The 21,952-nt window shown below is 60.7% G+C and carries 20 protein-coding genes; 4 read left to right on the top strand and 16 right to left on the bottom strand.

What is annotated here, in order from left to right; translation table 11 throughout:
• Positions 1-207: 207 nt before the first annotated feature.
• The 5 genes from QMK52_RS12735 to xerD all read right to left on the bottom strand — a co-directional run bounded on the left by QMK52_RS12735 (position 208) and on the right by xerD (position 8,592).
• Entirely contained in the window at positions 208-3,777 is a 3,570-nt protein-coding gene (locus tag QMK52_RS12735; RefSeq protein ID WP_005791078.1) for an ATP-binding protein, read from the bottom strand.
• 129 nt (positions 3,778-3,906) lie between these two features.
• Positions 3,907-5,316 (bottom strand): threonine synthase, encoded by a 1,410-nt coding sequence (gene thrC / locus QMK52_RS12730; protein ID WP_005791081.1) that lies wholly within the window; start codon positions 5,314-5,316, stop codon positions 3,907-3,909.
• Between the two features lie 67 nt (positions 5,317-5,383).
• On the bottom strand, positions 5,384-6,688 hold the full coding sequence (locus QMK52_RS12725; protein ID WP_005791086.1) for a homoserine dehydrogenase: 1,305 nt from the start codon (positions 6,686-6,688) through the stop codon (positions 5,384-5,386).
• Positions 6,689-6,815: 127 nt separating this feature from the next.
• The gene (locus QMK52_RS12720) at positions 6,816-7,547 is read right to left on the bottom strand and encodes a thioredoxin fold domain-containing protein (RefSeq protein ID WP_005791088.1); all 732 of its coding nucleotides are present in this window, start codon (positions 7,545-7,547) and stop codon (positions 6,816-6,818) included.
• Positions 7,548-7,695: 148 nt separating this feature from the next.
• Positions 7,696-8,592, bottom strand: a complete 897-nt coding sequence (xerD, locus tag QMK52_RS12715) for a site-specific tyrosine recombinase XerD (protein ID WP_248132456.1) — start codon at positions 8,590-8,592, stop codon at positions 7,696-7,698.
• A gap of 107 nt (positions 8,593-8,699) precedes the next feature.
• On the opposite strand from xerD, the gene QMK52_RS12710 reads away from it, so the two are divergent.
• Positions 8,700-10,508, top strand: a complete 1,809-nt coding sequence (locus tag QMK52_RS12710; RefSeq protein ID WP_005791092.1) for a cation:proton antiporter — start codon at positions 8,700-8,702, stop codon at positions 10,506-10,508.
• On the opposite strand, the gene QMK52_RS12705 is transcribed toward QMK52_RS12710, so the two are convergent.
• The 6 genes from QMK52_RS12705 to ffh all read right to left on the bottom strand — a co-directional run bounded on the left by QMK52_RS12705 (position 10,509) and on the right by ffh (position 14,576).
• Positions 10,509-10,922, bottom strand: coding sequence for an acyl-CoA thioesterase (locus QMK52_RS12705; protein WP_005791095.1), 414 nt, complete (start codon positions 10,920-10,922; stop codon positions 10,509-10,511). It lies immediately after the preceding gene.
• Positions 10,923-11,003: 81 nt separating this feature from the next.
• Positions 11,004-11,354, bottom strand: coding sequence for a 50S ribosomal protein L19 (gene rplS / locus QMK52_RS12700; protein ID WP_003175895.1), 351 nt, complete (start codon positions 11,352-11,354; stop codon positions 11,004-11,006).
• Positions 11,355-11,399: 45 nt separating this feature from the next.
• Entirely contained in the window at positions 11,400-12,173 is a 774-nt protein-coding gene (gene trmD, locus QMK52_RS12695) for a tRNA (guanosine(37)-N1)-methyltransferase TrmD (RefSeq protein WP_173664496.1), read from the bottom strand.
• Positions 12,155-12,691, bottom strand: a complete 537-nt coding sequence (rimM, locus tag QMK52_RS12690) for a ribosome maturation factor RimM (RefSeq protein ID WP_003175898.1) — start codon at positions 12,689-12,691, stop codon at positions 12,155-12,157. The genes trmD and rimM overlap by 19 nt, the downstream gene beginning before the upstream one ends.
• Before the next feature lie 5 nt (positions 12,692-12,696).
• Positions 12,697-12,948, bottom strand: a complete 252-nt coding sequence (gene rpsP, locus QMK52_RS12685) for a 30S ribosomal protein S16 (RefSeq protein ID WP_003175899.1) — start codon at positions 12,946-12,948, stop codon at positions 12,697-12,699.
• A gap of 251 nt (positions 12,949-13,199) precedes the next feature.
• On the bottom strand, positions 13,200-14,576 hold the full coding sequence (gene ffh, locus QMK52_RS12680; RefSeq protein ID WP_017139724.1) for a signal recognition particle protein: 1,377 nt from the start codon (positions 14,574-14,576) through the stop codon (positions 13,200-13,202).
• A gap of 232 nt (positions 14,577-14,808) precedes the next feature.
• On the opposite strand from ffh, the gene QMK52_RS12675 reads away from it, so the two are divergent.
• The 3 genes from QMK52_RS12675 to QMK52_RS12665 all read left to right on the top strand — a co-directional run bounded on the left by QMK52_RS12675 (position 14,809) and on the right by QMK52_RS12665 (position 18,548).
• On the top strand, positions 14,809-15,621 hold the full coding sequence (locus QMK52_RS12675) for an inner membrane protein YpjD (RefSeq protein ID WP_003193966.1): 813 nt from the start codon (positions 14,809-14,811) through the stop codon (positions 15,619-15,621).
• 12 nt (positions 15,622-15,633) lie between these two features.
• A complete protein-coding gene (locus QMK52_RS12670) occupies positions 15,634-16,872 on the top strand; it encodes a transporter associated domain-containing protein (protein WP_005791125.1) in 1,239 nt (412 codons plus the stop codon).
• Between the two features lie 365 nt (positions 16,873-17,237).
• A complete protein-coding gene (locus QMK52_RS12665; protein WP_005791128.1) occupies positions 17,238-18,548 on the top strand; it encodes an MFS transporter in 1,311 nt (436 codons plus the stop codon).
• Between the two features lie 114 nt (positions 18,549-18,662).
• Here QMK52_RS12665 and purT read toward each other — a convergent pair whose 3' ends face one another.
• The 5 genes from purT to QMK52_RS12640 all read right to left on the bottom strand — a co-directional run bounded on the left by purT (position 18,663) and on the right by QMK52_RS12640 (position 21,904).
• Positions 18,663-19,844 carry a formate-dependent phosphoribosylglycinamide formyltransferase gene (gene purT / locus QMK52_RS12660; protein ID WP_005791130.1) on the bottom strand — a complete coding sequence of 394 codons (1,182 nt, stop codon included), beginning with the start codon at positions 19,842-19,844 and terminating at the stop codon, positions 18,663-18,665.
• A gap of 70 nt (positions 19,845-19,914) precedes the next feature.
• Positions 19,915-20,382, bottom strand: a complete 468-nt coding sequence (locus QMK52_RS12655; protein ID WP_005791131.1) for a preQ0 transporter — start codon at positions 20,380-20,382, stop codon at positions 19,915-19,917.
• A 147-nt stretch (positions 20,383-20,529) separates the two neighbouring features.
• On the bottom strand, positions 20,530-20,745 hold the full coding sequence (locus tag QMK52_RS12650) for a DUF1289 domain-containing protein (RefSeq protein WP_005791133.1): 216 nt from the start codon (positions 20,743-20,745) through the stop codon (positions 20,530-20,532).
• Positions 20,742-21,266 (bottom strand): gamma carbonic anhydrase family protein, encoded by a 525-nt coding sequence (locus QMK52_RS12645; protein WP_005791135.1) that lies wholly within the window; start codon positions 21,264-21,266, stop codon positions 20,742-20,744. The genes QMK52_RS12650 and QMK52_RS12645 overlap by 4 nt, the downstream gene beginning before the upstream one ends.
• Before the next feature lie 35 nt (positions 21,267-21,301).
• Complete coding sequence (locus QMK52_RS12640) at positions 21,302-21,904, bottom strand: CoA pyrophosphatase (protein ID WP_005791136.1); 603 nt, start codon at positions 21,902-21,904, stop codon at positions 21,302-21,304.
• Positions 21,905-21,952 lie beyond the last annotated feature (48 nt).

The raw sequence follows: 21,952 nt of genomic DNA, 5'->3' as shown, positions 1-21,952 counted from the left end.
GTCCTTCACAGTAGCCATAAGACGCGAAGCGTCCCATAGGACGTGTCCGAAATAAGTCACCCTGTAGGAGCGAGCTTGCTCGCGAAAAACGTTAACGATAATGGGTGCTTCCTGAATAAACGCGGAGCCTGTGAGGTTTTCGCGAGCAAGCTCGCTCCTACAATGGAGCTGGCCTCTTCCCACATTTGGAACGAGGCGTATCAGCCGTCAGTCCAGATAAGGCTGCAGATCGCGACGAAACACTTTCAACACCTCAGACAACCTCAACCACGGCTCCTCAAGCTCAGCCCCACGCTGCTCCCGCGCGCATTGCTCAAGCACCACACAAGCCTTGGCCAACGGCAGCGCATCCACCAGCGAACAAATACCCTTGAGCCGATGCAGCGCCGCATTCAAGCGCGCAACATCACGCTCGGCCAATGCGCTGGCCAATACCTCATGCTCGTGATCCAGGCTTTTTGCCAGTTCTTGCAACATGCTATGCAGCACAGGCCCGTCAGCCTGGGTCATGGTACGCAGGGCCTGGATATCAAACGAACGCTGCGGCGCCACCCGCACCAGCACGCGCGTCCAATCCTCCAGAGTCACCGGCTTGACCAGCAGCTCATCCATACCCGCGTCCTCGCAGCGTCTTTGTTCATCTTTCATCGCGTTCGCCGTGCAACCGATCAACGCACAACGGGGCCGTTGTTCTTCGGTTTCGATACGCCGGACCGCCTCGCTCAAGGCATAGCCGGACATACCCGGCATCTGGCAATCGGTCACCAGCACGTCGAAACGCTGCTCACGCCAACGCTGCAACGCGGCCTCGGCCGAATCCAGAGCAATCACCTGATGCCCCAGGAACTGCAACTGCTGCGCCAGCACCAAGCGGTTGGCCGCCAAATCATCCACCACCAGCACCGACAGGCTACGCCCCGCTGGGGGCAACGCTGGCGCTGGCGTGGCCGGCACATCGTCGGTGCTGACCCGATCAAGGCGCAGGTCGATGCACACCTCGGTGCCCTCACCCACCACGCTTGCCAAGTGAATGCGACCGCCCATCAACTCCACCAATTGCTTGCAGATACTCAGGCCCAGCCCGGTGCCGCCATGTTCCGCCGCGGTCAATGCGCTCACTTGGGTAAACGGCTTGAACAACCTTGGCTGCTGTTCGGCGCTGATCCCCGGGCCGCTGTCTTCGACGCACAGGTGCAGGTATTCGGTATCAGACTCATCCCGCTGGCAGGTGACGCTGAGCCGCACCCCACCCTGCTCGGTAAACTTCAGCGCATTACCCAGCAGGTTGTGCATCACTTGGCGTAAACGCAGCGGATCGAACCAGTAATAGCCCTTGGCCGCAGGATCAAACGCCAGGGTCAAATGCAGGCCCTTTTTTTGCGCCGTGGCTTCGAACAGACGCTGGATGCCTTCGAAAAAACCCTTCAACTCGGTGGTTTGCGGAACCAGTTGCAGGTGACCGGCCTCGATCTTGGCCAGGTCCAGGCTGTCGCCCATCAGCGCGATCAGCTCACGCGCTGAACGATGGGCCACCTGTAATGCTTCAGAGACGGGCTGGCCGCTTGCCAGGCAGCGTTCCTGCTCCAGCTCGAGCAAACCGATGATGGCGGTCATGGGTGTGCGAATTTCATGACTTAGCGCAGAAAGAAATGCACTTTTGGCGTAGTTCGCTTCGTCGGCAGCCTGGCGGGCATCCATCAGTTGGTGCTCCAGGTCTTTGCGTTCGTTGATATCGATCCAGCCGCCCAGCAGCCCCTGCAAGCGGCCCTGAGCATCGAAGAACGGAACCGTCCACTGGTAAACATGAAAGCTGCCGCCGTTGAACTCCAGCTCGCGATCGACAAACAACGACTGTTGCGTGGCCAGTTGTTCCATATGGCCGGCGTGCAGGCGCGCCGCCGTGGCCTCGGGCATTACCCCACTCTCCATCAGCGTCAGCCCCTGAATCAGCTCAAGCCGGGTCGCCAGTTGCTGTTCATAGCTTTTGTTGCAGGTCACCAGCCGCCCGGCCAGGTCGCGCACAAACAGCGGGTTGGGCATGCCGTCGAGTAACGCACGTTTGAACGCCAATTGGTCATTGAGCCGCTGCTCGGCCTCCAGCCGCTGGCGAATCTGACGCTTGAGCCGGCTGTTCCACACCAGCGATACCAGCACAAACAGCAGCGCCGTGGCCACCATCCAATACGCCCAGGGCGGCACCCGTTGCCAGGCCGGTAGGGGGATCGCCACAGCGCCGATCCAGCGCAGGCGCAGTGCGCTCAACTCGGCCACCGGCAAGGCTTCCAGGGCCTTGTTCAGGATACTCAGCAGCTCAGGCTGGTCCTTGCGTACCGACAAGCAATTGGATGACCACTTGCCGTCGACACTGCGGCCAATACGCAAGCCTTCCTGGGAGTAACTCTGGACCTCCACCTCGGTCTGCAACGTGGCAGCGGCCTCGCCCCGTTGCACCAGTTCGCGGGCCTGGGCGTAATTGTCCACCAGGCGCAGCTTGATCTGCGGGTGCATCTGGCGGATGTAACTCTCCAGCACATGGCGCGCCGGCAGCGCCAGGACCTTGCCTTCCAACTGCTTCAACCCAGTCAGCGGCGTGGCATCGGCGCGTTCGACGAACACCCAGCCGGAGCCGCCAAAGCCGTGACTGAAGTCAAGCAGCGCCCTGCGCTCCTGATTCGACGCCAGGGTGGTGTTCATCTGCGCCCTGCCGGTTTCCAGCCATTCCAGGGTTTGCGCGGTGGAGTGCACCTCTTCGAAGACAAACTGCAAACCGGTCATGCGCGATATGCGGTGCAGCAGGTCGACATTCAAACCCACCCAGTGACCGTCCTTGTCCTTGAATATGTAAGGTGACATCTGCTGCGCCACCACCACGACATGGGGATGCTGCAACAGCCAGGTGCGCTCCGAGGCCGACAATTCAACGCGCTCACCCCTGAAGCCGACACCGAGCCCTGTGGTCCAGCGGCCCAGGATCTCCCGCTGCACCGACTCGTCAATGCTCGCCAAGGCGCGGTTCATCATCGCCCCCAGCAATGGGTCGGCCTGACGGGTGGCGAAAGCAAAGCCGATGGGCGCCAGCCGGCTTTGTTCCTTGATCTGCAACCCCAGGTAAGGCCGCAGCGATTTGTAGGCCCGCACAATCACTTCATTGCCGATAAACGCATCGGCATCACCTTGCTTGAGCGCTTCCAGGCCGCTGTAGAGGTTGGGCGCGAGCATGATGTGGCTATCGGGGTAGGCCGCCTGCACGTTGTGCACATTGGCGTAGCCATCGAGCAATACGACTTTCTTGCCCGCCAGGTCGTCCTCTTGAAGCTCATCGCGACGCAGCACCACCACTGACCGATCGGGCATGTAGTCCTGGGTGAACTGCAAGCCGGGCACATCGCGCTCATAGCCGTTGGCGCTGGTCAGGATATCGATGGCTCCACTGCGCAGCGCCTCGACCGCCTGGGCCCGCTCGGCAAAGCCCAGCACCTGCATCGGCACCTGCAAGCGCGCGCCGACCAGGCTCAGGTAATCGGCACTGATACCCTGGTAGCGGTTGCGGTCGCGGGTGATATCGATCGGCTGATAGTCATCAATGGAAATGCCCACCTTCAACGTCCGATGCGTCGCCAGCCACTGCTGCTCTGCGGGCGCCAGGGGCAAAGGCTCAAGCGGGATAAACGCCGGCACCAGCTTGAAGGGCAGGCTGACGGCCGCCAGGCTTACCGGTAGTTGGGTGAGCCACAGCATGCACATCAGCCGCACTGTCCATTGAATCAAAACCTGCACCGATTTGGCTTCCTTGATTGGGCGAAGGAACAAGTATGGCTCGCCAAAATAAAAAAGCCCGTCACGAGGACGGGCTTGGCCGACTGCAAAAAAGCTAACTGCCGGATGTAATCTGATCAACTGCGGGCATCAGAGCGGCTTGCCACGATTGCCATGCTGGCTGACAAACGCCTGCACCGCCTTCAGGTCGTTAGCCAACACGGTGCAGCGCTCTTCACGCGCGAACAGGTCGGCCAGGTGCTCCGGCAATTCCAGCGCCTTGCCAACACCGGCCTTCTCCACCGCTTCGGGGAATTTGACCGGGTGCGCGGTACCCAGGATCACCATCGGAATATCCAGGCTGCGGCGGCATTCGCGCGCAGCTTTCACGCCGATAGCTGTGTGGGGGTCGAGCACTTCGCCGGTCTGGGCATAGACCTCGGCAATGGTTTCGCACGTCTGCGCATCATCCACGGCCAGGGAGTCGAACAACTTGCGGGTTTCGGTCCAGCGTTCTTGTTCGACGCTGAAACCGCCACCCTGCTTGAAGCTGCTCATCAGCTCGGCCAGCGCCGCGCCATTGCGACCGTGCATGTCGAACAGCAAGCGTTCGAAGTTAGACGAGACCATGATGTCCATGGATGGCGACAGTGTGGCGTGCAGGGTTTCCTTGACGTACTGGTTGCCGCTCATGAAGCGGTGCAGGATGTCATTGCGGTTGGTAGCAACGATCAACTGATTGATCGGCAGGCCCATGTTGCGTGCCAGGTAACCGGCGAAGATGTCGCCGAAGTTTCCGGTCGGCACCGAGAACGACACCGAACGCGCCGGGCCGCCCAGTTGCAGGGAGGCGTGGAAGTAGTAGACGATCTGGGCCATGATCCGCGCCCAGTTGATCGAGTTCACCGCCACCAGGCGTGTGCCCTTGAGGAAGCTCTGGTCAGCGAAGCTGTTCTTGACCATTTCCTGGCAGTCATCGAAGTTGCCTTCGATGGCGATGTTGTGGATGTTCTCACCGAAGATGGTGGTCATCTGGCGACGTTGCACCTCCGACACGCGCTTGTGCGGGTGCAGGATGAAGATGTCGACGTTTTCGCAGTGCTTGCACCCTTCGATGGCAGCCGAACCGGTATCACCGGAGGTGGCGCCGATGATCACCACGCGCTCGCCGCGTTTTTCCAGCACGTAGTCCAGCAGGCGCCCCAGCAGTTGCAGGGCGAAGTCCTTGAACGCCAGGGTCGGGCCATGGAACAGCTCCAGCACCCACTCGTTGCCGTTCAGCTGGCGCAGAGGCGCGATGGCGCTGTGGGCAAACACGCCGTACGTCTCTTCCAGGATCTTCTTGAAGTCCGCATCCGGAATGCTGCCGGTGACGAACGGGCGCATTACCCGGAACGCCAGCTCGTGGTACGGCAGGCCGGCCCAGGAAGCGATTTCTTCCTGGGTGAAGCGTGGCAGGTTTTCCGGCACGTACAGGCCGCCGTCGGTGGCAAGGCCTGCCAGCAGGACGTCTTCGAAATTCAGGGCCGGTGCCTGGCCGCGGGTGCTGATGTAACGCATGACTGGCTCCTCTAAAACATTCTCGAACAGGGGCCGCCGAAGCTGCGGGGCCCCTGGAACAAATCGGTTAGTTCAAGTGCTCGACGCGAATGCGCACCACCGGGCCGACCACACCTTGCAGGGCTTCGAGGGCGTGGATGGCATCGTTGATATGCTGCTCGAGCACGCGATGGGTCAGCAGGATCATCGGCACCTGGCCGTTTTGCTCCTCGACTTCCTTCTGCATGATCGATTCGATGTTGATACCGCGCTCCGACAGAATGCTGGCGACCTGGGCCAGCACGCCCGGATGGTCCTGGGCCTGGATGCGCAGGTAGTAGGCGCTTTCGCAGGCTTCGATCGGCAGGATCGGGTGGGCCGACAGCGAGTCCGGCTGGAAGGCCAGGTGCGGCACGCGGTTTTCCGGGTCGCTGGTCATGGCGCGAACCACGTCCACCAGGTCGGCGATCACCGACGAAGCAGTCGGCTCCATGCCGGCACCGGCGCCGTAGAACAGGGTGGAGCCGGCGGCGTCACCATTGACCATCACCGCGTTCATCACGCCGTTGACGTTGGCAATCAGGCGGTCGGCGGGGATCAGCGTCGGGTGCACACGCAACTCGATACCGGCCGGGGTGCTGCGCGCCACGCCCAGGTGCTTGATGCGGTAGCCCAGGGCTTCGGCGTAATTCACGTCGGCGGTGGTCAGCTTGGTGATGCCTTCGGTGTAGGCTTTGTCGAACTGCAGCGGGATACCAAAGGCGATGGACGCCAGGATGGTCAACTTGTGTGCTGCGTCGATGCCTTCCACGTCAAAGGTCGGGTCGGCTTCGGCGTAGCCCAGGGCCTGGGCTTCGGCCAGTACGTCTTCGAAGGTACGGCCCTTCTCGCGCATTTCGGTGAGGATGAAGTTACCGGTGCCGTTGATGATGCCGGCCACCCAGTTGATGCGGTTGGCAGACAGGCCCTCACGGATCGCCTTGATCACCGGGATACCGCCGGCCACCGCGGCTTCGAACGCCACGATCACGCCCTTCTCGCGGGCCTTGGCGAAGATCTCGTTGCCGTGCACGGCGATCAGCGCCTTGTTGGCGGTGACCACGTGCTTGCCGTGCTCGATGGCCTTGAGCACCAGCTCGCGGGCCACGGTGTAGCCGCCTACCAGCTCGATGACGATATCGATCTCAGGGTTGGTGGCCACGGCGAACACATCGTTGGTAATCGCAATACCGGTCGTTTCGAACTGAGGCTTTGGCGAACGCGTGGCAATTTGCGCCACTTCAATCCCGCGACCTGCGCGGCGGGAAATTTCTTCAGCGTTACGCTGAAGTACGTTGAAGGTACCGCCACCGACGGTCCCTAACCCACAGATGCCTACTTTGACCGGTTTCACTGAAGAACTCCCCATGAAACGGCCGACGCTAGGTCGGCCGTGAAAACAGCCGCACAACTGCGGCTCTCAATTAATGACCCGTCGACAGTTCGGCGGGTCATGATCGTCAAAGCTCGACGATTAATGCTTACTTGGCACCCAGTGCCAGTTTGGCAACTTGCGGCGCCGGCTGGTAGCCCGGAATCACCTGGCCGTCGGCCAAAACGATGGCCGGTGTACCGTTCACACCAATGGACTGGCCCAGGGCGAACTGCTTGGAAACCGGGTTGGCGCATTTGGCCGATTTGATTTCCTTGCCGTCGACCATCTTGTCCATGGCGGCCTTCTTGTCGGCCGAGCACCATACGGCCTGCAACTGCTCGTCACCCGGCGAACCCAGGCCCTGGCGCGGGAACGCGACGTAGCGCACTTCCACACCCAGCTTGTTCAGTGCCGGTATCTCGGCGTGCAGCTTGTGGCAGTACGGGCAGGTGGTGTCGGTGAACACGGTGATGTGGGTCTTGGTCTCGCCGATGGCCGGGTACACCACGGTTTCAGCCACCGGGATGCCGTTGATCAGCTTGGACACGCCCAGGCGCTCGGCCTTCTCGGTCAGGTTGACCGGCTTACCGTCCTTGAGCTGGAACAGGTAGCCCTGCACGATGTACTGGCCATCGGCACTGGCGTACAGCACGCGGCTGCCTTTGAGCTTGACTTCATACAGGCCGGCCATCGGGCTGGCGCTGATGCTTTCGATCGGGGTGTCGAGCGCCAGGTTGGCCAGGCTCTTGCGAATGGTCTGCTCGGCCGCATCATCGGCGACAGCAAAGGTGGAAACCAACGCAATGGCTGCGGCGGCAATAATCTGGGTCAAGCGCATGGGAACTCCTGAAGGCAGAGGCAGGGACGGGAGCAGAATACTGATCTGGAACACAACGGGTGCCGTCCCCTTTGCGAACCGGCAAAGCCTACCACAGTTGGGCGGGAGGGCAGACCGCGACAGGTAAAATGGGCCATTTCTGACGGTTTTATCCGCGCGGGTGATGCTTGGCGTGCATATCCTGCAAACGGGCGCGTGCCACATGGGTGTAGATCTGGGTTGTGGATAAGTCGCTGTGCCCGAGCAGCATCTGTACCACGCGCAAATCGGCGCCATGGTTGAGCAAATGGGTGGCGAACGCATGGCGCAGGGTGTGGGGCGACAGGGCCTTGCCGATTCCAGCCACTTTGGCCTGGTGCTTGATGCGGTGCCAGAAGGTCTGGCGGGTCATCTGCTCGCCGCGCAGGCTGGGGAACAGCACATCACTGGGGCGCCCACCGAGCAATTCGTGGCGCGCATCGCGCATGTAGCGCTCGACCCACACAATCGCCTCCTCGCCCATGGGCACCAGCCGCTCCTTGCTGCCCTTGCCCATCACGCGCAATACGCCCTGGCGCAGGTTGACCTGCTCCAGGGTCAGGCTGATCAGTTCGGTCACGCGCAGGCCGCAGGCGTAGAGCACTTCCAGCATGGCGCGATCACGTTGGCCGATGGCTTCGCTGAGATCCGGCGCAGCCAGCAAAGCCTCCACGTCAGCTTCCGACAAAGACTTGGGAAGAGGCCTGCCTAATTGCGGCATATCAACTTGTAGAGTTGGATCGGCCGCGATGAGCTTTTCCCGCAACAGGTAGCGATAAAAGCCACGCACGCCGGAGAGAAACCGTGCGGTGGAGCGCGGCTTGTAATTCTGCTCCAGGCGCCAGGCCAGGTGATCGAGGATCAACTCGCGCCCGGCGTTGATCAGCTCAAGGTTTTTTTCCTGCAACCAGCCGTTGAACAGGGCCAGATCACTGCGGTAGGCCTGGCGCGTGTTGTCCGAGAGGCCTTTTTCCAGCCAGAGGGCGTCGAGGAAACGGTCGATCAAAGGGTGGTCGATGGCGGGCATGGGTACTCAAAGCGGCGCAGCATGGGAGCTGTGCGAATTATTTAGTGAACTGTGGCAAGGGCCGCTAGTCTTTCATAGCCCGCTACTTCAAGGAACAGGAAGCTTCAATGAATGAACAACAGATTTTGCTGGCCTTTGGCGGTATTGGAGTGGCGGCGCTGGGCTGCCAATGGCTGGCCTGGCGGCTCAAGCTGCCGGCGATCCTGTTTCTGTTATTGACGGGTATTTTGGCGGGGCCGGTACTGGGCTGGCTCGACCCTCAGGAGATGTTCGGCCCCCTGCTGATGCCGTTGGTGTCCCTGGCCGTAGCGCTGATCCTGTTCGAAGGCAGCCTGACCCTGCACCTTTCGGAGTGGAAGGAAATCGGCAGCGTGGTGCATCGCCTGGTCACGGTTGGCGCCCTGTCGACCTGGGCAGTGATCACCCTGGCCACTCACTGGCTGCTGGGTTTTGACTGGATGCTCGCGCTGCTGTTCGGCACGCTGACCCTGGTAACGGGCCCGACCGTGATCGTGCCGATGCTGCGCGTGGTACGCCCCAAAGCCTCCATCGCCAATATCCTGCGCTGGGAAGGCATCGTCATCGACCCGATTGGCGCGTTGCTGGCGGTGGTGGTCTACAGCTTCATCATTGCCCGGGCTTCCGGCGACGGCTTGAGCCACAGCCTGCTGACCTTTGGCGGCGTCATCCTCTGCGGCAGTTTGTTCGGGATCGCCGGCGGCTGGGTACTGGGGCAGATCATGCGCCGGCAGTGGTTGCCGGAATACCTGCATAACCTCGCGACGCTGGCCGGTGTGCTGGGCATCTTCATCGCTGCCAACCAGGTGATGCATGAGTCCGGCCTGCTGGCGGTCACGCTGATGGGGATGTGGATGGCCAATATGAAGGGCGTGGATGTCAGGCATATCCTGCACTTCAAGGAAAACCTCAGTGTGCTGCTGATTTCCGGGCTGTTCATCCTGCTGGCGGCGCGCCTGGACCTGAATGCCTTGATCGCCCTGGGGCCATTCGTGCTGATTCTGCTGGTGATCATCCAGTTTATTGCACGCCCACTGAACGTAGCGCTCTCAACCTTTGGCTCCGGACTCAACTGGCGCGAGCGCGCGCTGCTGGCCTGGATCGCGCCACGGGGCATTGTGGCGGCGGCGGTATCGGCGATCTTTGCGATTCGCCTGGACGAGGCAGGGCATGAAGGCGCGTTATTGCTGGTGCCGCTGACCTTCGCGGTGATCATCGGCACCGTGGTGCTGCAAAGTGCCACGGCGCGCCCCTTGGCGCGCCTGCTGAAAGTCGCCGAGCCTGCGCCCAGCGGTTTCCTGATCGTCGGCGCGAACGGCCCGGCGCGGGCGCTCGGCAAGGCATTGCAGCAATTGGGCAGCCGGGTGTTGCTGACGGATTCCAGCTGGGAAAATATCCGCGCCAGTCGCATGGAGGGCCTGCCGACCTACTTCGGCAACCCCGCCTCCCAACATGCCGAGTCCCATCTGGATCTGGTCGGCCTGGGGCATTTGCTCGCGCTCTCCCCGTCCGGCGAGCTGAACGCCTTGGCGACCATGCGTTTTCGCCATGATTTCGGCCATCGCCTGTTCGCCCTGGCCAGCAGCCAGGAAAGCCGTCGCACCGACAAACACAAGGCCAGCCACGAACACCGCGGCCACCTGCTGGGCAGCCAACCCCTGAGCTATACCAAACTGGCCAGCCTGTTGGGCCAGGGCGCCGAACTGTATAGCACCAACCTCACCGACGGCTTTGGCTGGGAGCAGTACCAGGCGTTGCACGGGGAGCGCGCCACCTTGCTGTTTGCCCGGGACACCAGCGGCTGGGTGCATGTGGTTACGCCCGAGAGCAGCTTGAAGCCCGTGGCCGGCTGGACCCTGCTGGCGGTGATTCAACCGGAAAACGGCAGCGCCACATAATCAGTCGGCAAACCCAGGCAATACCGGTACAGGGCGTTTGTCCGCGTCAATCGCGACAAAGCTGAACACGCCCTGGATCGCCTTTTCACGGCCATCAGCGCTCATGCTCTCGACAAACACTTCCACTTCAACCTTGAGGCTGGTGTTGCCGACTTTGATCACCCGGCCGATCAGCTCAACGATGGAGCCGGCCGGGATTGCGTGATTGAAGTCGATACGGTCGGTGGAGACCGTCACCAAAGGCAAGCGACAGAAACGCGTGGCGGCGATGAACGACACTTCGTCCATCCACGCCAGGGCGGTGCCGCCGAACAGGGTGTTGTGGTGGTTGGTGGTCGGCGGGAACACGGCCTTGGTCACGCGGGTGACGGACAGGTCGGTGCGGCGCTGGATTTCTTCGAGACGGGTGGTCATGGTCAATACCGGCAAATGGACAAATTTCAGACACAAAAAAGCAGCCCGTAGGCTGCTTTTTTCTGCATCGGGAAGCTGGACTTAAGCCAGTTTTTCCTTGATGCGAGCTGCTTTACCGGACAGGTCACGCAGGTAGTACAGCTTGGCTTTACGTACGTCACCGCGACGCTTGACGGCCATGCTGTCGATTTGCGGGCTGTAGGTCTGGAAAGTACGCTCTACGCCAACACCGTTGGAGATTTTACGAACAGTGAAAGCACTGTTCACACCACGGTTACGCTTGGCGATTACCACGCCTTCGAACGCTTGCAGACGCGAACGGTCGCCTTCCTTCACTTTCACCTGAACGACAATGGTGTCGCCCGGGGCAAAGGTAGGGATCTCTTTGGTCATCTGCTCTGCTTCGAGTGCAAGGATGATTTTGTTAGTCATGCTGTGCTCCTAAGGTAAGTCAATGGACCTACCATCGATACGTTGTTAACTATCGTCCCGCGCGAGGATGTATTCCTCGAGCAGCTTCTTCTCTTCTCCAGAAAGCGAGCGGCTTTCCAGAAGATCGGCGCGTCGTTCATAGGTCCGACCAAGGGACTGCTGTAAACGCCAACGCCGGATGTGTGCGTGATTGCCACTTAGCAATACGTCGGGAACACGCTGATCCGCATACACCTCCGGTCGGGTGTAGTGCGGGCAATCCAGCAAACCATCCGTGAAGGAATCCTCCTCCGCAGAGTCCACATGCCCTAAAGCTCCAGGCAGCAGTCGTGTAACCGCATCTATCAGGACCATTGCCGGCAGCTCGCCACCAGACAATACATAGTCCCCAATCGACCACTCTTCATCGACATGAGCTTCAATAAAACGCTCGTCAATGCCTTCATAGCGACCGGCAATCAGGATCAAACTTTCCTCATTCGCCAGTTCGCGTACCGCCGCCTGTTTCAGCTGACGGCCTTGAGGGGACAGGTAAATTACCTTCGCCTTCTCCCCGGCGGCTGCCTTGGCCTGAACCAATGCATCTTCCAGGGGCTTGATCTTCATCACCATGCCCGGGCCACCGCCAAATGGGCGATCGTCCACAGTGTGATGTCGATCCGTCGTGTAGTCTCGCGGGTTCCAACAGGTGAGCTGCAACAGCCCCTGTTTCACCGCCCGACTGGTGATGCCGTACTCGCTGATGGCGGAAAACATCTCGGGAAACAAACTGATCACTTCAATGCGCAAATTAGCCACGCTTAGAAGTCCGCGTCCCATTCCACCTTCATCTCGCCCGCTGCCAGGTCGACGGCCAACACGCATTGCTCGGTATAGGGCAACAGGCGTTCGCGATCATCCAGGCTGCCAGCGCAAGGCTTGACCACCATTACATCATTGGCGCCGGTTTCCAGAAGATGATCGATTTTCCCCAGCAATTGCCCGAGTTGATCAATAACCTTCAGACCTTCCAGCTGGTACCAGTAGTACTCGCCGTCGGTCAATTCAGGGAACAGGTTGCGCGGCACGCAGATCTCATAACCGGCCAGAAGACGAGCTTCTTCACGATCATCAAGACCCTTGAGCTTTGCGACCAGGAACTTGTCGCTCCCGCGTCCACTGACCAGCTCGACCTGTTTCACACTCCCTTCGCGCTTGAGCGTCCAGGTTTTGTACTGCAACAGGTTTTCAGTCGGATCAGTAAAGGAATACACCTTCACTTCGCCGCGAACGCCATGAACAGAGTAAATCTTGCCGATAACGATCAAATCATCAGCAACAGCTGGCGTCGCGTTCATATTGCTCAGGCTGCGGCCTTAGCCGAGTCCTTCAACAGTTTTGCAACGCGCTCGGATGGCTGTGCGCCAACGCTCAGCCAGTAGGCTACGCGCTCTTGGTTCACGGACAGACGAACTTCTTGACCACGAGCAACAGGGTTGAAGAAACCAACCTGTTCCTTGTGCGAACCGTCACGCGGGTTGCGGCTGTCGGTTACGGTCAAGTGGTAAAACGGGCGCTTTTTGGAGCCGCCAAGGGCAAGACGGATTGTTAGCATGTGAACATCGTTCCTGTAGTCGGTGCTGCAAATCTAAATGCACAGCGGGCATAGGTGCCCGAAAGGCCGCATATTCTAAGGAATATCCGGACTTTTGCAAATGTCTTTTTCTGGCGCCTATCAGCGTGCCATTCAGATCTGCTATAGAGCCGTCGGTTAAAACGGCGAGTCAGCCCCCGCCAACGGCGGGTTTGCTGGAGATCCCACATCCCTGTGGGTCGGAGCAGGAGCTGGGCTCCCACTCGAATACTTTACATTTTCGGCATGCCGCCGCCGGGCAACATACCGCCCATGCCGCGCATCATCTTGGCCATCCCACCTTTGGCGGAGAATTTCTTCATCATCTTCTGCATCTGCTTGTGCTGCTTGATCAAGCGACCGATGTCCTGCACCTGGGTACCGGAACCCATGGCGATCCGGCGTTTGCGCGAACCGCTGATCAGCTCAGGGTCGCGGCGCTCGGCCGGGGTCATGGAGTTGATGATGGCTTCCATCTGCTTGAACTGCTTCTCTGCCGCGCCCTGGGCATTGCCCATTTGCGCCAGGTTCACACCACCGATGTTGGGCAGCTTGTCCATCAGGCCGCCGAGGCCGCCCATGTTCTTCATCTGTTGCAACTGGTCACGGAAGTCTTCGAGGTCGAAGCCCTTGCCCTTCTTCAGCTTCTTGGCCAGCTTGTCGGCCTTGTCCTTGTCGAGCGTGGCTTCGGCCTGTTCGATCAGGCTGAGCACGTCACCCATGCCGAGGATACGCGAGGCAATACGCTCGGGGTGGAACGGTTCGAGCGCGTCGCTCTTCTCGCCCATACCGATGAACTTGATCGGCTTGCCAGTAATGGCACGTACCGACAGCGCGGCACCGCCCCGGGCGTCACCGTCGACCTTGGTGAGGATCACGCCGGTCAGCGGCAGTGCGTCACCAAAGGCCTTGGCGGTGTTGGCCGCATCCTGACCGGTCATGGCATCGACCACGAACAAGGTTTCGACCGGGTTGATCGCGGCATGCAGCGCCTTGATCTCGCCCATCATCTCTTCGTCGATGTGCAGGCGACCGGCGGTATCGACGATGACCACGTCGATGAACTTGAGCTTGGCTTCTTTAATAGCCGCGTTGGCAATGTCGACCGGCTTCTGGCTCAGGTCGGACGGGAAGAAGGTCACACCCACTTCGCCCGCGAGCATTTCCAACTGCTTGATGGCCGCCGGACGGTACACGTCGGCCGACACCACCATCACGGATTTCTTCTTGCGCTCTTTAAGGAAGCGCGCCAGCTTGCCGGCGGTGGTGGTCTTACCCGCGCCTTGCAGGCCGGCCATCAATACGACGGCTGGCGGCACAGCGCTGAGGTTCAAGTCTTCGTTGGCCGCGCCCATCAGGCTTTCGAGTTCGGCCTGGACGACCTTCACGAAGGCCTGGCCCGGGGTCAGGCTGCGGGACACTTCGGTGCCGACCGCGCGCTCTTTGACCGAGTTGACGAAATCCTTCACCACCGGCAAGGCCACGTCGGCTTCCAGCAACGCCATGCGCACTTCACGCAGGGTGTCTTTAATATTGTCCTCGGTCAGCTTGGCCTTGCCGGTAACGTGGCGCAGCGTCTGCGAGAGACGGTCAGTCAAGTTTTCAAACATGCGCGATCCTTTCAGGCCCTACTCATCGAAATGCAGGTAGACCGAGGTAATGGCGGCCCAGGCTGTGGTCAATCGCTATTAAAAACAGCGCTCGCCGAGCCTGCGGCGTGGGCAGGTCGCGGATTATAGCGAAGACTGCGTCCATGCACACCCGCTGTCTGGCCCGGGAGTCTTTCTTGCAGCGCAGGTGTGTGCCAAACTCAACGCCTTTCGGGCTTGCCTACCAGGATTTATGCTCCCCTTGTCACCCAGTTTGCTACCCAGCCTCGCCGCCGCCATTCTGTATGCCGCTGCGACTCTCTATCAGGGCACTCGTCTGGCCCAAGGCGCCAAAGCGGACAAACGTCTGCTCGTCGGCCTTGGCGTGCTGGCCCTGCTGGCCCATGCCGCCAGCCTGTTCACTCACCTGATGACGCCGGTGGGCCTGGGCCTGGACTTTTTCAGCGCCGCCAGCCTGATCGCCGCGGCCGTCATCGCACTGACGCTGCTGGCCTGCTACCGCATTCCGGTCGAGAACCTGCTGGTGCTGCTATTCCCCCTGGGAATGCTGACGGTATTGCTGGCGCAATTCACCCCTACCGGCACCGTACAGGTGATCGATGAGGAGCCCGGCATCCTTGCCCATATCCTGTTGTCGATCCTCGCCTACGGCATGTTCACCATCGCGGTGTTCCAGGCCCTGCTCCTGCTGCTGCAGGATCACCAGCTCAAGCACAAGCACCCCTCAGGGCTGATCAAGAACTTCCCGCCGCTGCAAACCATGGAAAGCCTGCTGTTCGGGTTCCTGTGGGCCGGCTGGACCCTGCTGTCGCTGTCGCTGATTTCCGGCTGGCTGTTCGTCGAGAACCTGTTCGCCCAGCACCTGGTGCACAAGACCCTGCTGGCGTGCCTGGCCTGGGTGGTGTTCAGCGTGCTGCTGTGGGGCCGCAACCGCCTCGGCTGGCGTGGGCACAAGGCAATCCGCTGGACCCTGGCCGGGTTCTGCCTGCTGATGCTGGCCTATTTCGGCAGCAAGCTGGTTCGCGAATACATCCTGCATATCTGACGGGCAGCGATCATGGATAACTTGCCTTTGGAGCCGATGCTCGCCGTCATTGCCTTGCTGATTTTATGGGCGGCGCTGTTTACCGCCATCGAAGCAGCACAACAGCATCTGTTGGCCCTGCGCCCCGGTACCCGTCAGGGCGACAAGGCTGCCGCACGCCTGAGCTTTCCGCGCCATAGCCTGATCCTGTGCAACAGCCTGTGCCGCGCCGCCGTGGTGATCCTTTGCACGCTGCTGGCAATCTATGCCTGGGCGCAGAACGGCCCATGGCTGGGTTGGCTGATCTCTTGTGCACTGCTGCTGATTCTCGCCGACTACCTGCCTCGCATCCTGGCCACCCGCCATCCGCAAGCGGTGTTGGGTTTCGGTAACGCCCTGCTGGGCGTGCCGCTGAAAATCCTCTACCCGCTGGCCTGGCTGCTCAACGGCATCAGCCTGTTGCTGCTGCGCCCGTTCGCGCGCAAATCCGGCGTGGTGAAAAACAGTGATGAGCCGCTGCCGGACCATGACGACCAAGCCCCGCCCGAGGCCGACGAAGACCGTGCGCCCGGTATGCCCGGCATCCACGCGCTGGATAACATCACCGTCAACGACATCCTGGTGCCCCGCAGTGAAGTGGATGGCATCAACCTGGATGACTCGATCGACGAGATCATCGAGCAGCTGCGCAGTTCCCAACGCACGCGCCTGCCGGTGTTCCACAGTGATATCAACCAGGTCGAAGCGGTGCTCAACACGCGCCAGGTCCAGCATCTGCTCCCCGACGCAAGCCTGACAAAAGAGGCGCTGCTCGCTGCCTGTCACGAACCCTACTTCGTCCCGGAAAGCACGCCTCTACAGCTGCAGCTGCTTAACTTCCACAAGCAACAGCGGCGCCTGGGCATGGTAGTGGACGAATACGGCGAAGTGCTGGGCATCGTTACCCTGGAAGATATCCTGGAAGAAATCGTCGGCGAATTCGAAAGCGATCAGGCTGTGGATAACCCCCACATCGAGGCCCAGCCCGATGGCCGCTACATCATTGACGGCGCCGCTTCGATCCGCGAACTGAACAAAAGCCTGGGCTGGCACCTGCCCAGCGACGGCCCCAAGACCCTCAACGGCCTGGTGACCGAAGCGCTGGAAACCATCCCCGATTGCGCGGTGTGCCTGAAGATCGGCCGCTATCGCCTGGAAATCCTCGAAACCGAGGACAACCGGGTGAGCAAGGTGTTGATCTGGCATACCAGCCATGTGCCGGTGGCCGCCTGACCTCAGCAGGCTCAACCCGGTCAATGTGGGAGCTGGCTTGCCTGCGATGCAGGCGACTCGGTCCTTCAGTTGAACCGAGGTGATGCTATCGCAGGCAAGCCAGCTCCCACATTGATCCAGTTCCAGGCCATAGATCCTCACCAGCCCCTTGTTGGATCCTTAGCCCCCTTCCTATAATCCCTGCGGCTTACCCAAGCCCCGCCCGACCGCGTGCTACCCGCACTCAGCGTGTCCAGGCACCGCTTTATCATGTCCGACCGGTGTTTGCTCCCATCCCGAGCCGCCCCGCGCACAACCCTGATCCATGGGTGTTCGACCAATAATAATCCGCGTCCAAACGCGCAATGACCGTCAGGGATACTGCCATGAGCACCACCTACCAAGAGGCTGCGACCGCCGCCCCGACCAATTCGACCGCCCGCGTCGCCACGGCGAGCATCGTCGGCACCGCCATCGAGTTCTACGATTTCTATATCTACGCCACGGCTGCCGCACTGGTGATCGGCCCGGTGTTCTTTCCCCAGAGCTCCGGTACGGCGCAGATGCTGGCCTCGTTCCTGACCTTCGGCATCGCTTTTATCGCCCGCCCGCTGGGCTCGGCGTTGTTCGGCCACTTCGGCGACCGTATCGGGCGTAAATCCACACTGGTGGCCTCGCTGCTGCTGATGGGCGTGTGCACCACCTTGATCGGCTTGCTGCCAGGCTACGACAGCATCGGCGCCTGGGCACCGATTCTGTTGTGCGTATTACGCTTCGGCCAGGGCCTGGGCCTTGGCGGGGAATGGGGCGGCGCGGCATTGCTGGCGACCGAGAACGCGCCCAAGGGCAAGCGCGCCTGGTTCGGCATGTTCCCGCAACTGGGCCCGTCGATTGGCTTTCTGGCGGCCAACGGTTTATTCCTGATCCTGGCCATGAGCCTGAATGACGAGCAGTTCCGTAGCTGGGGCTGGCGTATTCCGTTCATTCTCAGCGCCGCACTGGTGATGGTGGGCCTGTATGCGCGCCTGAAGCTGCATGAAACCCCAGTGTTCGCCAACTCCGTAGCCAAAGAAGCACCGGTGAAGGTGCCACTGGTGGAACTGTTCAGCCAGCATTGGCTGCCGGTGCTGCTGGGCGCTGCGTCGATGGTGGTGTGCTACGCGCTGTTCTACATCACCACGGCGTTTTCCCTGAGCTACGGCGTTTCCACACTGGGCTACAGCCGCGAGACGTTCCTCGGCTTACTGTGCTTTGCCGTGCTGTTCATGGGCTTGGCGACGCCGCTGGCAGCGCTGGCCAGTGATCGTTATGGACGTAAGCCGGTGCTGATCGTTGGGGCGATCCTGGCGATTCTCTCGGGCTTTACCATGGAGCCACTGCTGACCCACGGCTCGACCTGGGCCGTGGCGCTGTTCCTGGCGTTGGAGCTGTTTCTGATGGGTGTGACCTTCGCACCGATGGGCGCCCTGCTGCCGGAGTTGTTCCCGACGCGTGTGCGTTATACCGGTGCTTCGGCGGCGTATAACCTGGGTGGGATTGTCGGGGCGTCTGCAGCACCGTTCTTCGCGACCAAGCTGGTGGCGATGGGTGGGCTCAGCTATGTCGGTGGGTATGTGTCGGCGGCAGCGTTGTTGAGTTTGATTGCGGTGCTGTGCCTTAAAGAGACGCGGGATAATGATTTGAACAAGGTCGCCTGATAGACCGCTATCGCAGGCAAGCCAGCTCCCACATTAGAAAGCATTCACACATCAAACTATGTGAACCCAATCAAATGTGGGAGCTGGCTTGCCTGCGATAGACGCGACGCGGTTTTAGAGCTCTACAACAACAGCCTTCGAAGCGCGGGTAGCTTTAGCCCGTGCAGCCTCAATCGACTCATCCCGCGCCAGTGCCACACCCATACGGCGCTGGCCATTCACTTCCGGCTTGCCAAACAGGCGCAACGCCGTGTCCGGCTCGCTCAATGCAACGCCGAGGTTGGCAAACGCCGTCTGGGTCGACTGCCCTTCCACCAGGATCACCGCCGATGCCGAAGGCCCGAACTGACGGATCAACGGAATTGGCAAGCCCAGGATGGCGCGAGCGTGCAGCGCGAACTGCGACAGGTCCTGAGAAATCAGTGTGACCAAACCGGTGTCATGTGGGCGCGGCGACACTTCGCTGAACCACACCTGATCGCCCTTGATGAACAACTCCACACCAAACAGACCACGGCCGCCCAGGGCTTCGGTTACCGCCTTGGCAACGCGCTCGGATTCGGCCAGGGCGATCGGGCTCATGGCCTGTGGCTGCCAGGACTCCTGATAGTCGCCCTTCTCCTGACGATGGCCAACCGGCGCGCAGAAGGTGGTGCCGCCAATGTGGCGCACGGTCAGCAGGGTAATTTCGTAGTCGAAATCGATAAAGCCTTCGATAATGACTCGACCCTTACCGGCACGCCCGCCTTCCTGGGCGTAATCCCAGGCTTTCTGCACGTCATCAGTGCTGCGCAACAGGCTCTGGCCCTTGCCCGACGAACTCATCACCGGCTTGACCACGCAGGGGAAGCCCAGGTCCTGGACGGCCTTGCTGTAGTCTTCGAAGGTGTCGGCAAAGTGGTACGGCGAGGTCGGCAGGTCCAGTTCTTCGGCGGCCAGGCGACGGATGCCCTCACGGTTCATGGTCAACGACGTGGCGCGGGCGGTCGGGATAACCGTGAAGCCTTCAGCCTCCAATTCCACCAGAGTGGCGGTGGCGATGGCTTCGATTTCCGGCACGATGAAGTGCGGCTTCTCCGCCTCGATCACCGCACGCAGGGCGGCGCCGTCGAGCATGTTGATCACGTGGCTACGGTGCGCCACCTGCATGGCCGGCGCGTTGGCGTAGCGATCCACGGCAATCACTTCAACGCCCAGGCGTTGCAGTTCGATTACCACTTCCTTGCCCAGCTCACCGCAGCCACACAGCAAAACGCGGGTCGCGGTTGGCGACAATGGAGTTCCGATTCGGGTCATCTCAGGTCCTCAGGGGAGCGGATCATGGGGGAGAAAGGCCGGCATTTTACATGAACTGTAAAAATTGGCCTCAGTTGGCGATGGTGCGGCGGCGGATGCGCCAGGCCATGATCAGCCAGACCACGGTGACACCGGCAAATTTAGACACCAACGCCGTGCCCGCCACCGCCGGTGTGAGCGCGCCGATCAAGCCGAAGAAAATAAAGGTATCGAGGGGAATACTCAGTGCCGAACTTATCCACAGGCGATCATGCAGCGGGCGTTTGGTGATGCTGAACACCAGCCAGTCGATGCACTCGGACACCGCGAACGCCGTAGCACTGGCCAGGGCGATGGACGGGTCGGAAGTGATATACGAAAGCACCAGCGCCGCCAGCATGGCGATGATCGCGCCGTGACCGAAGCGGGTTTGCACCATGTCGCGCAGGATAAATACCAGGCCACCCCAGGCGGACCAGATGACATCCAGGTGCGGGGCGGTGGAGAAGGCGAAGTTGATCAGCACGACGCTGCTGATGTAGGCGATCAGGAAAAACATGGGGATGGACCTGTGGGTAATGCCGCACAGGGTACACAATTACAAGGATGTCGTCTGGCAGGGCCTCATCGCAGGCAAGCCAGCTCCCACATTTGAACGCATTCACACATCAAGGGTGGGAGCTGGCTTGCCTGCGATAGCGGTGGTTCAGGCACCGGATTTACCAGAAGCCATAAACACCAACCCACCCGCCACCGCCCGCTCATGACACAACCCCAACACCACCCGGCGCTCGGCGTTATCCATGCGGCTCCAGCGTGTGATCTCATCCACGCTACGCTGGCAACCGGTACAGATATCGTCCTCATCCAACGCGCAGATACTCACGCATGGCGAGGCTACAGGCCGTTCAACCGCACTCATTCTTCCTGCTCAACCAAGTCTCGGGCATAGCGCTGCGAGTTATGCACATAGTGCGCGGCACTGGCTTCGAGCATGCGTTTCTGCGCCTCGGTCAGCTCACGTACCACCTTGCCCGGCGAGCCCATCACCAGCGAACCATCGGGAATTTCCTTGCCTTCGCCGATCAGCGAATTGGCGCCGATGATGCAATGTTTGCCGATCTTGGCGCCGTTGAGGATCACGGCGTTGATGCCGATCAAGCTGTAGTCGTCGACGCTGCAGCCGTGCAGCATGGCGTTATGGCCGATGGTCACGCCAGTGCCGAGGGTAAGCGGATAGCCCATGTCGGTGTGCATCACGCTGCCGTCCTGCACGTTGCTGTTCTTGCCGATCAGGATCAGTTCGTTATCGCCGCGCAACACCGCGTTGAACCAGACGTTGGCGCCCTCCTCCAGCTTGACCTTGCCCACCAGCGTGGCATTGGGTGCGACCCAACTGTTGGGATGGGTCTCGACACGGGCGTCGCCCAGGCGGTATTTCATGGTTTTCCCTCACGGCTTGCCATTCATGCGATGGCTTAGATATTGATAAAACTCTTGGGCGGCTGGTGCAGGCTGATCTTGGCGTCGTCATAGAGCAGATTGATCAGCTCGACGATCATGATCGCCGTCAGGCCCCAGATCTTGTATTCGCCGAAGCGGTAGCTGGGCACATACCAACTTCGGCCCTGGTAATCGATGCGGTGGGTATGCTCGCGTGGGTCCTGTCGGAAAAACTCCAGGGGCACACTGAAGACGGCGGCGATTTCGGCGTCGTTGGCCAGGTATTCGACGTAGTCAGGGATCACGCCCACATAGGGCGTTACGCGGATGCCATGCAGGGAAATCAGCGGGCTCAACGGGCCAATGACCTCAACCAGCCCCGGCGGCAGGCCGATTTCTTCTTCGGCTTCGCGCAAGGCGGTAAAGATCAGGTCCGGGTCTTCAGGGTCACGCCGCCCGCCAGGAAAGGCCACTTCGCCACCATGGGTCGACAGGCCGCTGGCGCGCAGGGTCAGGATCAGCTCGGGTTCATCACTGCGGGTAATCGGTACCAGCACCGCGGCCTCGGGGAAACGCCCGTCAGTCTCAAGCAGGTGAGGGGTGTGATTGCTTACCCGGCGAAGTAGCTCGTCCAGCATGAGTCATCTCGGTCTGTTGGCTACCTTGCATCATGCACCAAAGCGTGA

It is taken from the genome of Pseudomonas sp. P9_2 (assembly GCF_034008255.1).
Taxonomy (GTDB): Bacteria; Pseudomonadota; Gammaproteobacteria; order Pseudomonadales; family Pseudomonadaceae; genus Aquipseudomonas; species Aquipseudomonas synxantha_A.
The sequence above is the reverse complement of the archived record's forward strand: the minus strand, read 5'-3'. Positions and strand labels throughout refer to the sequence as shown.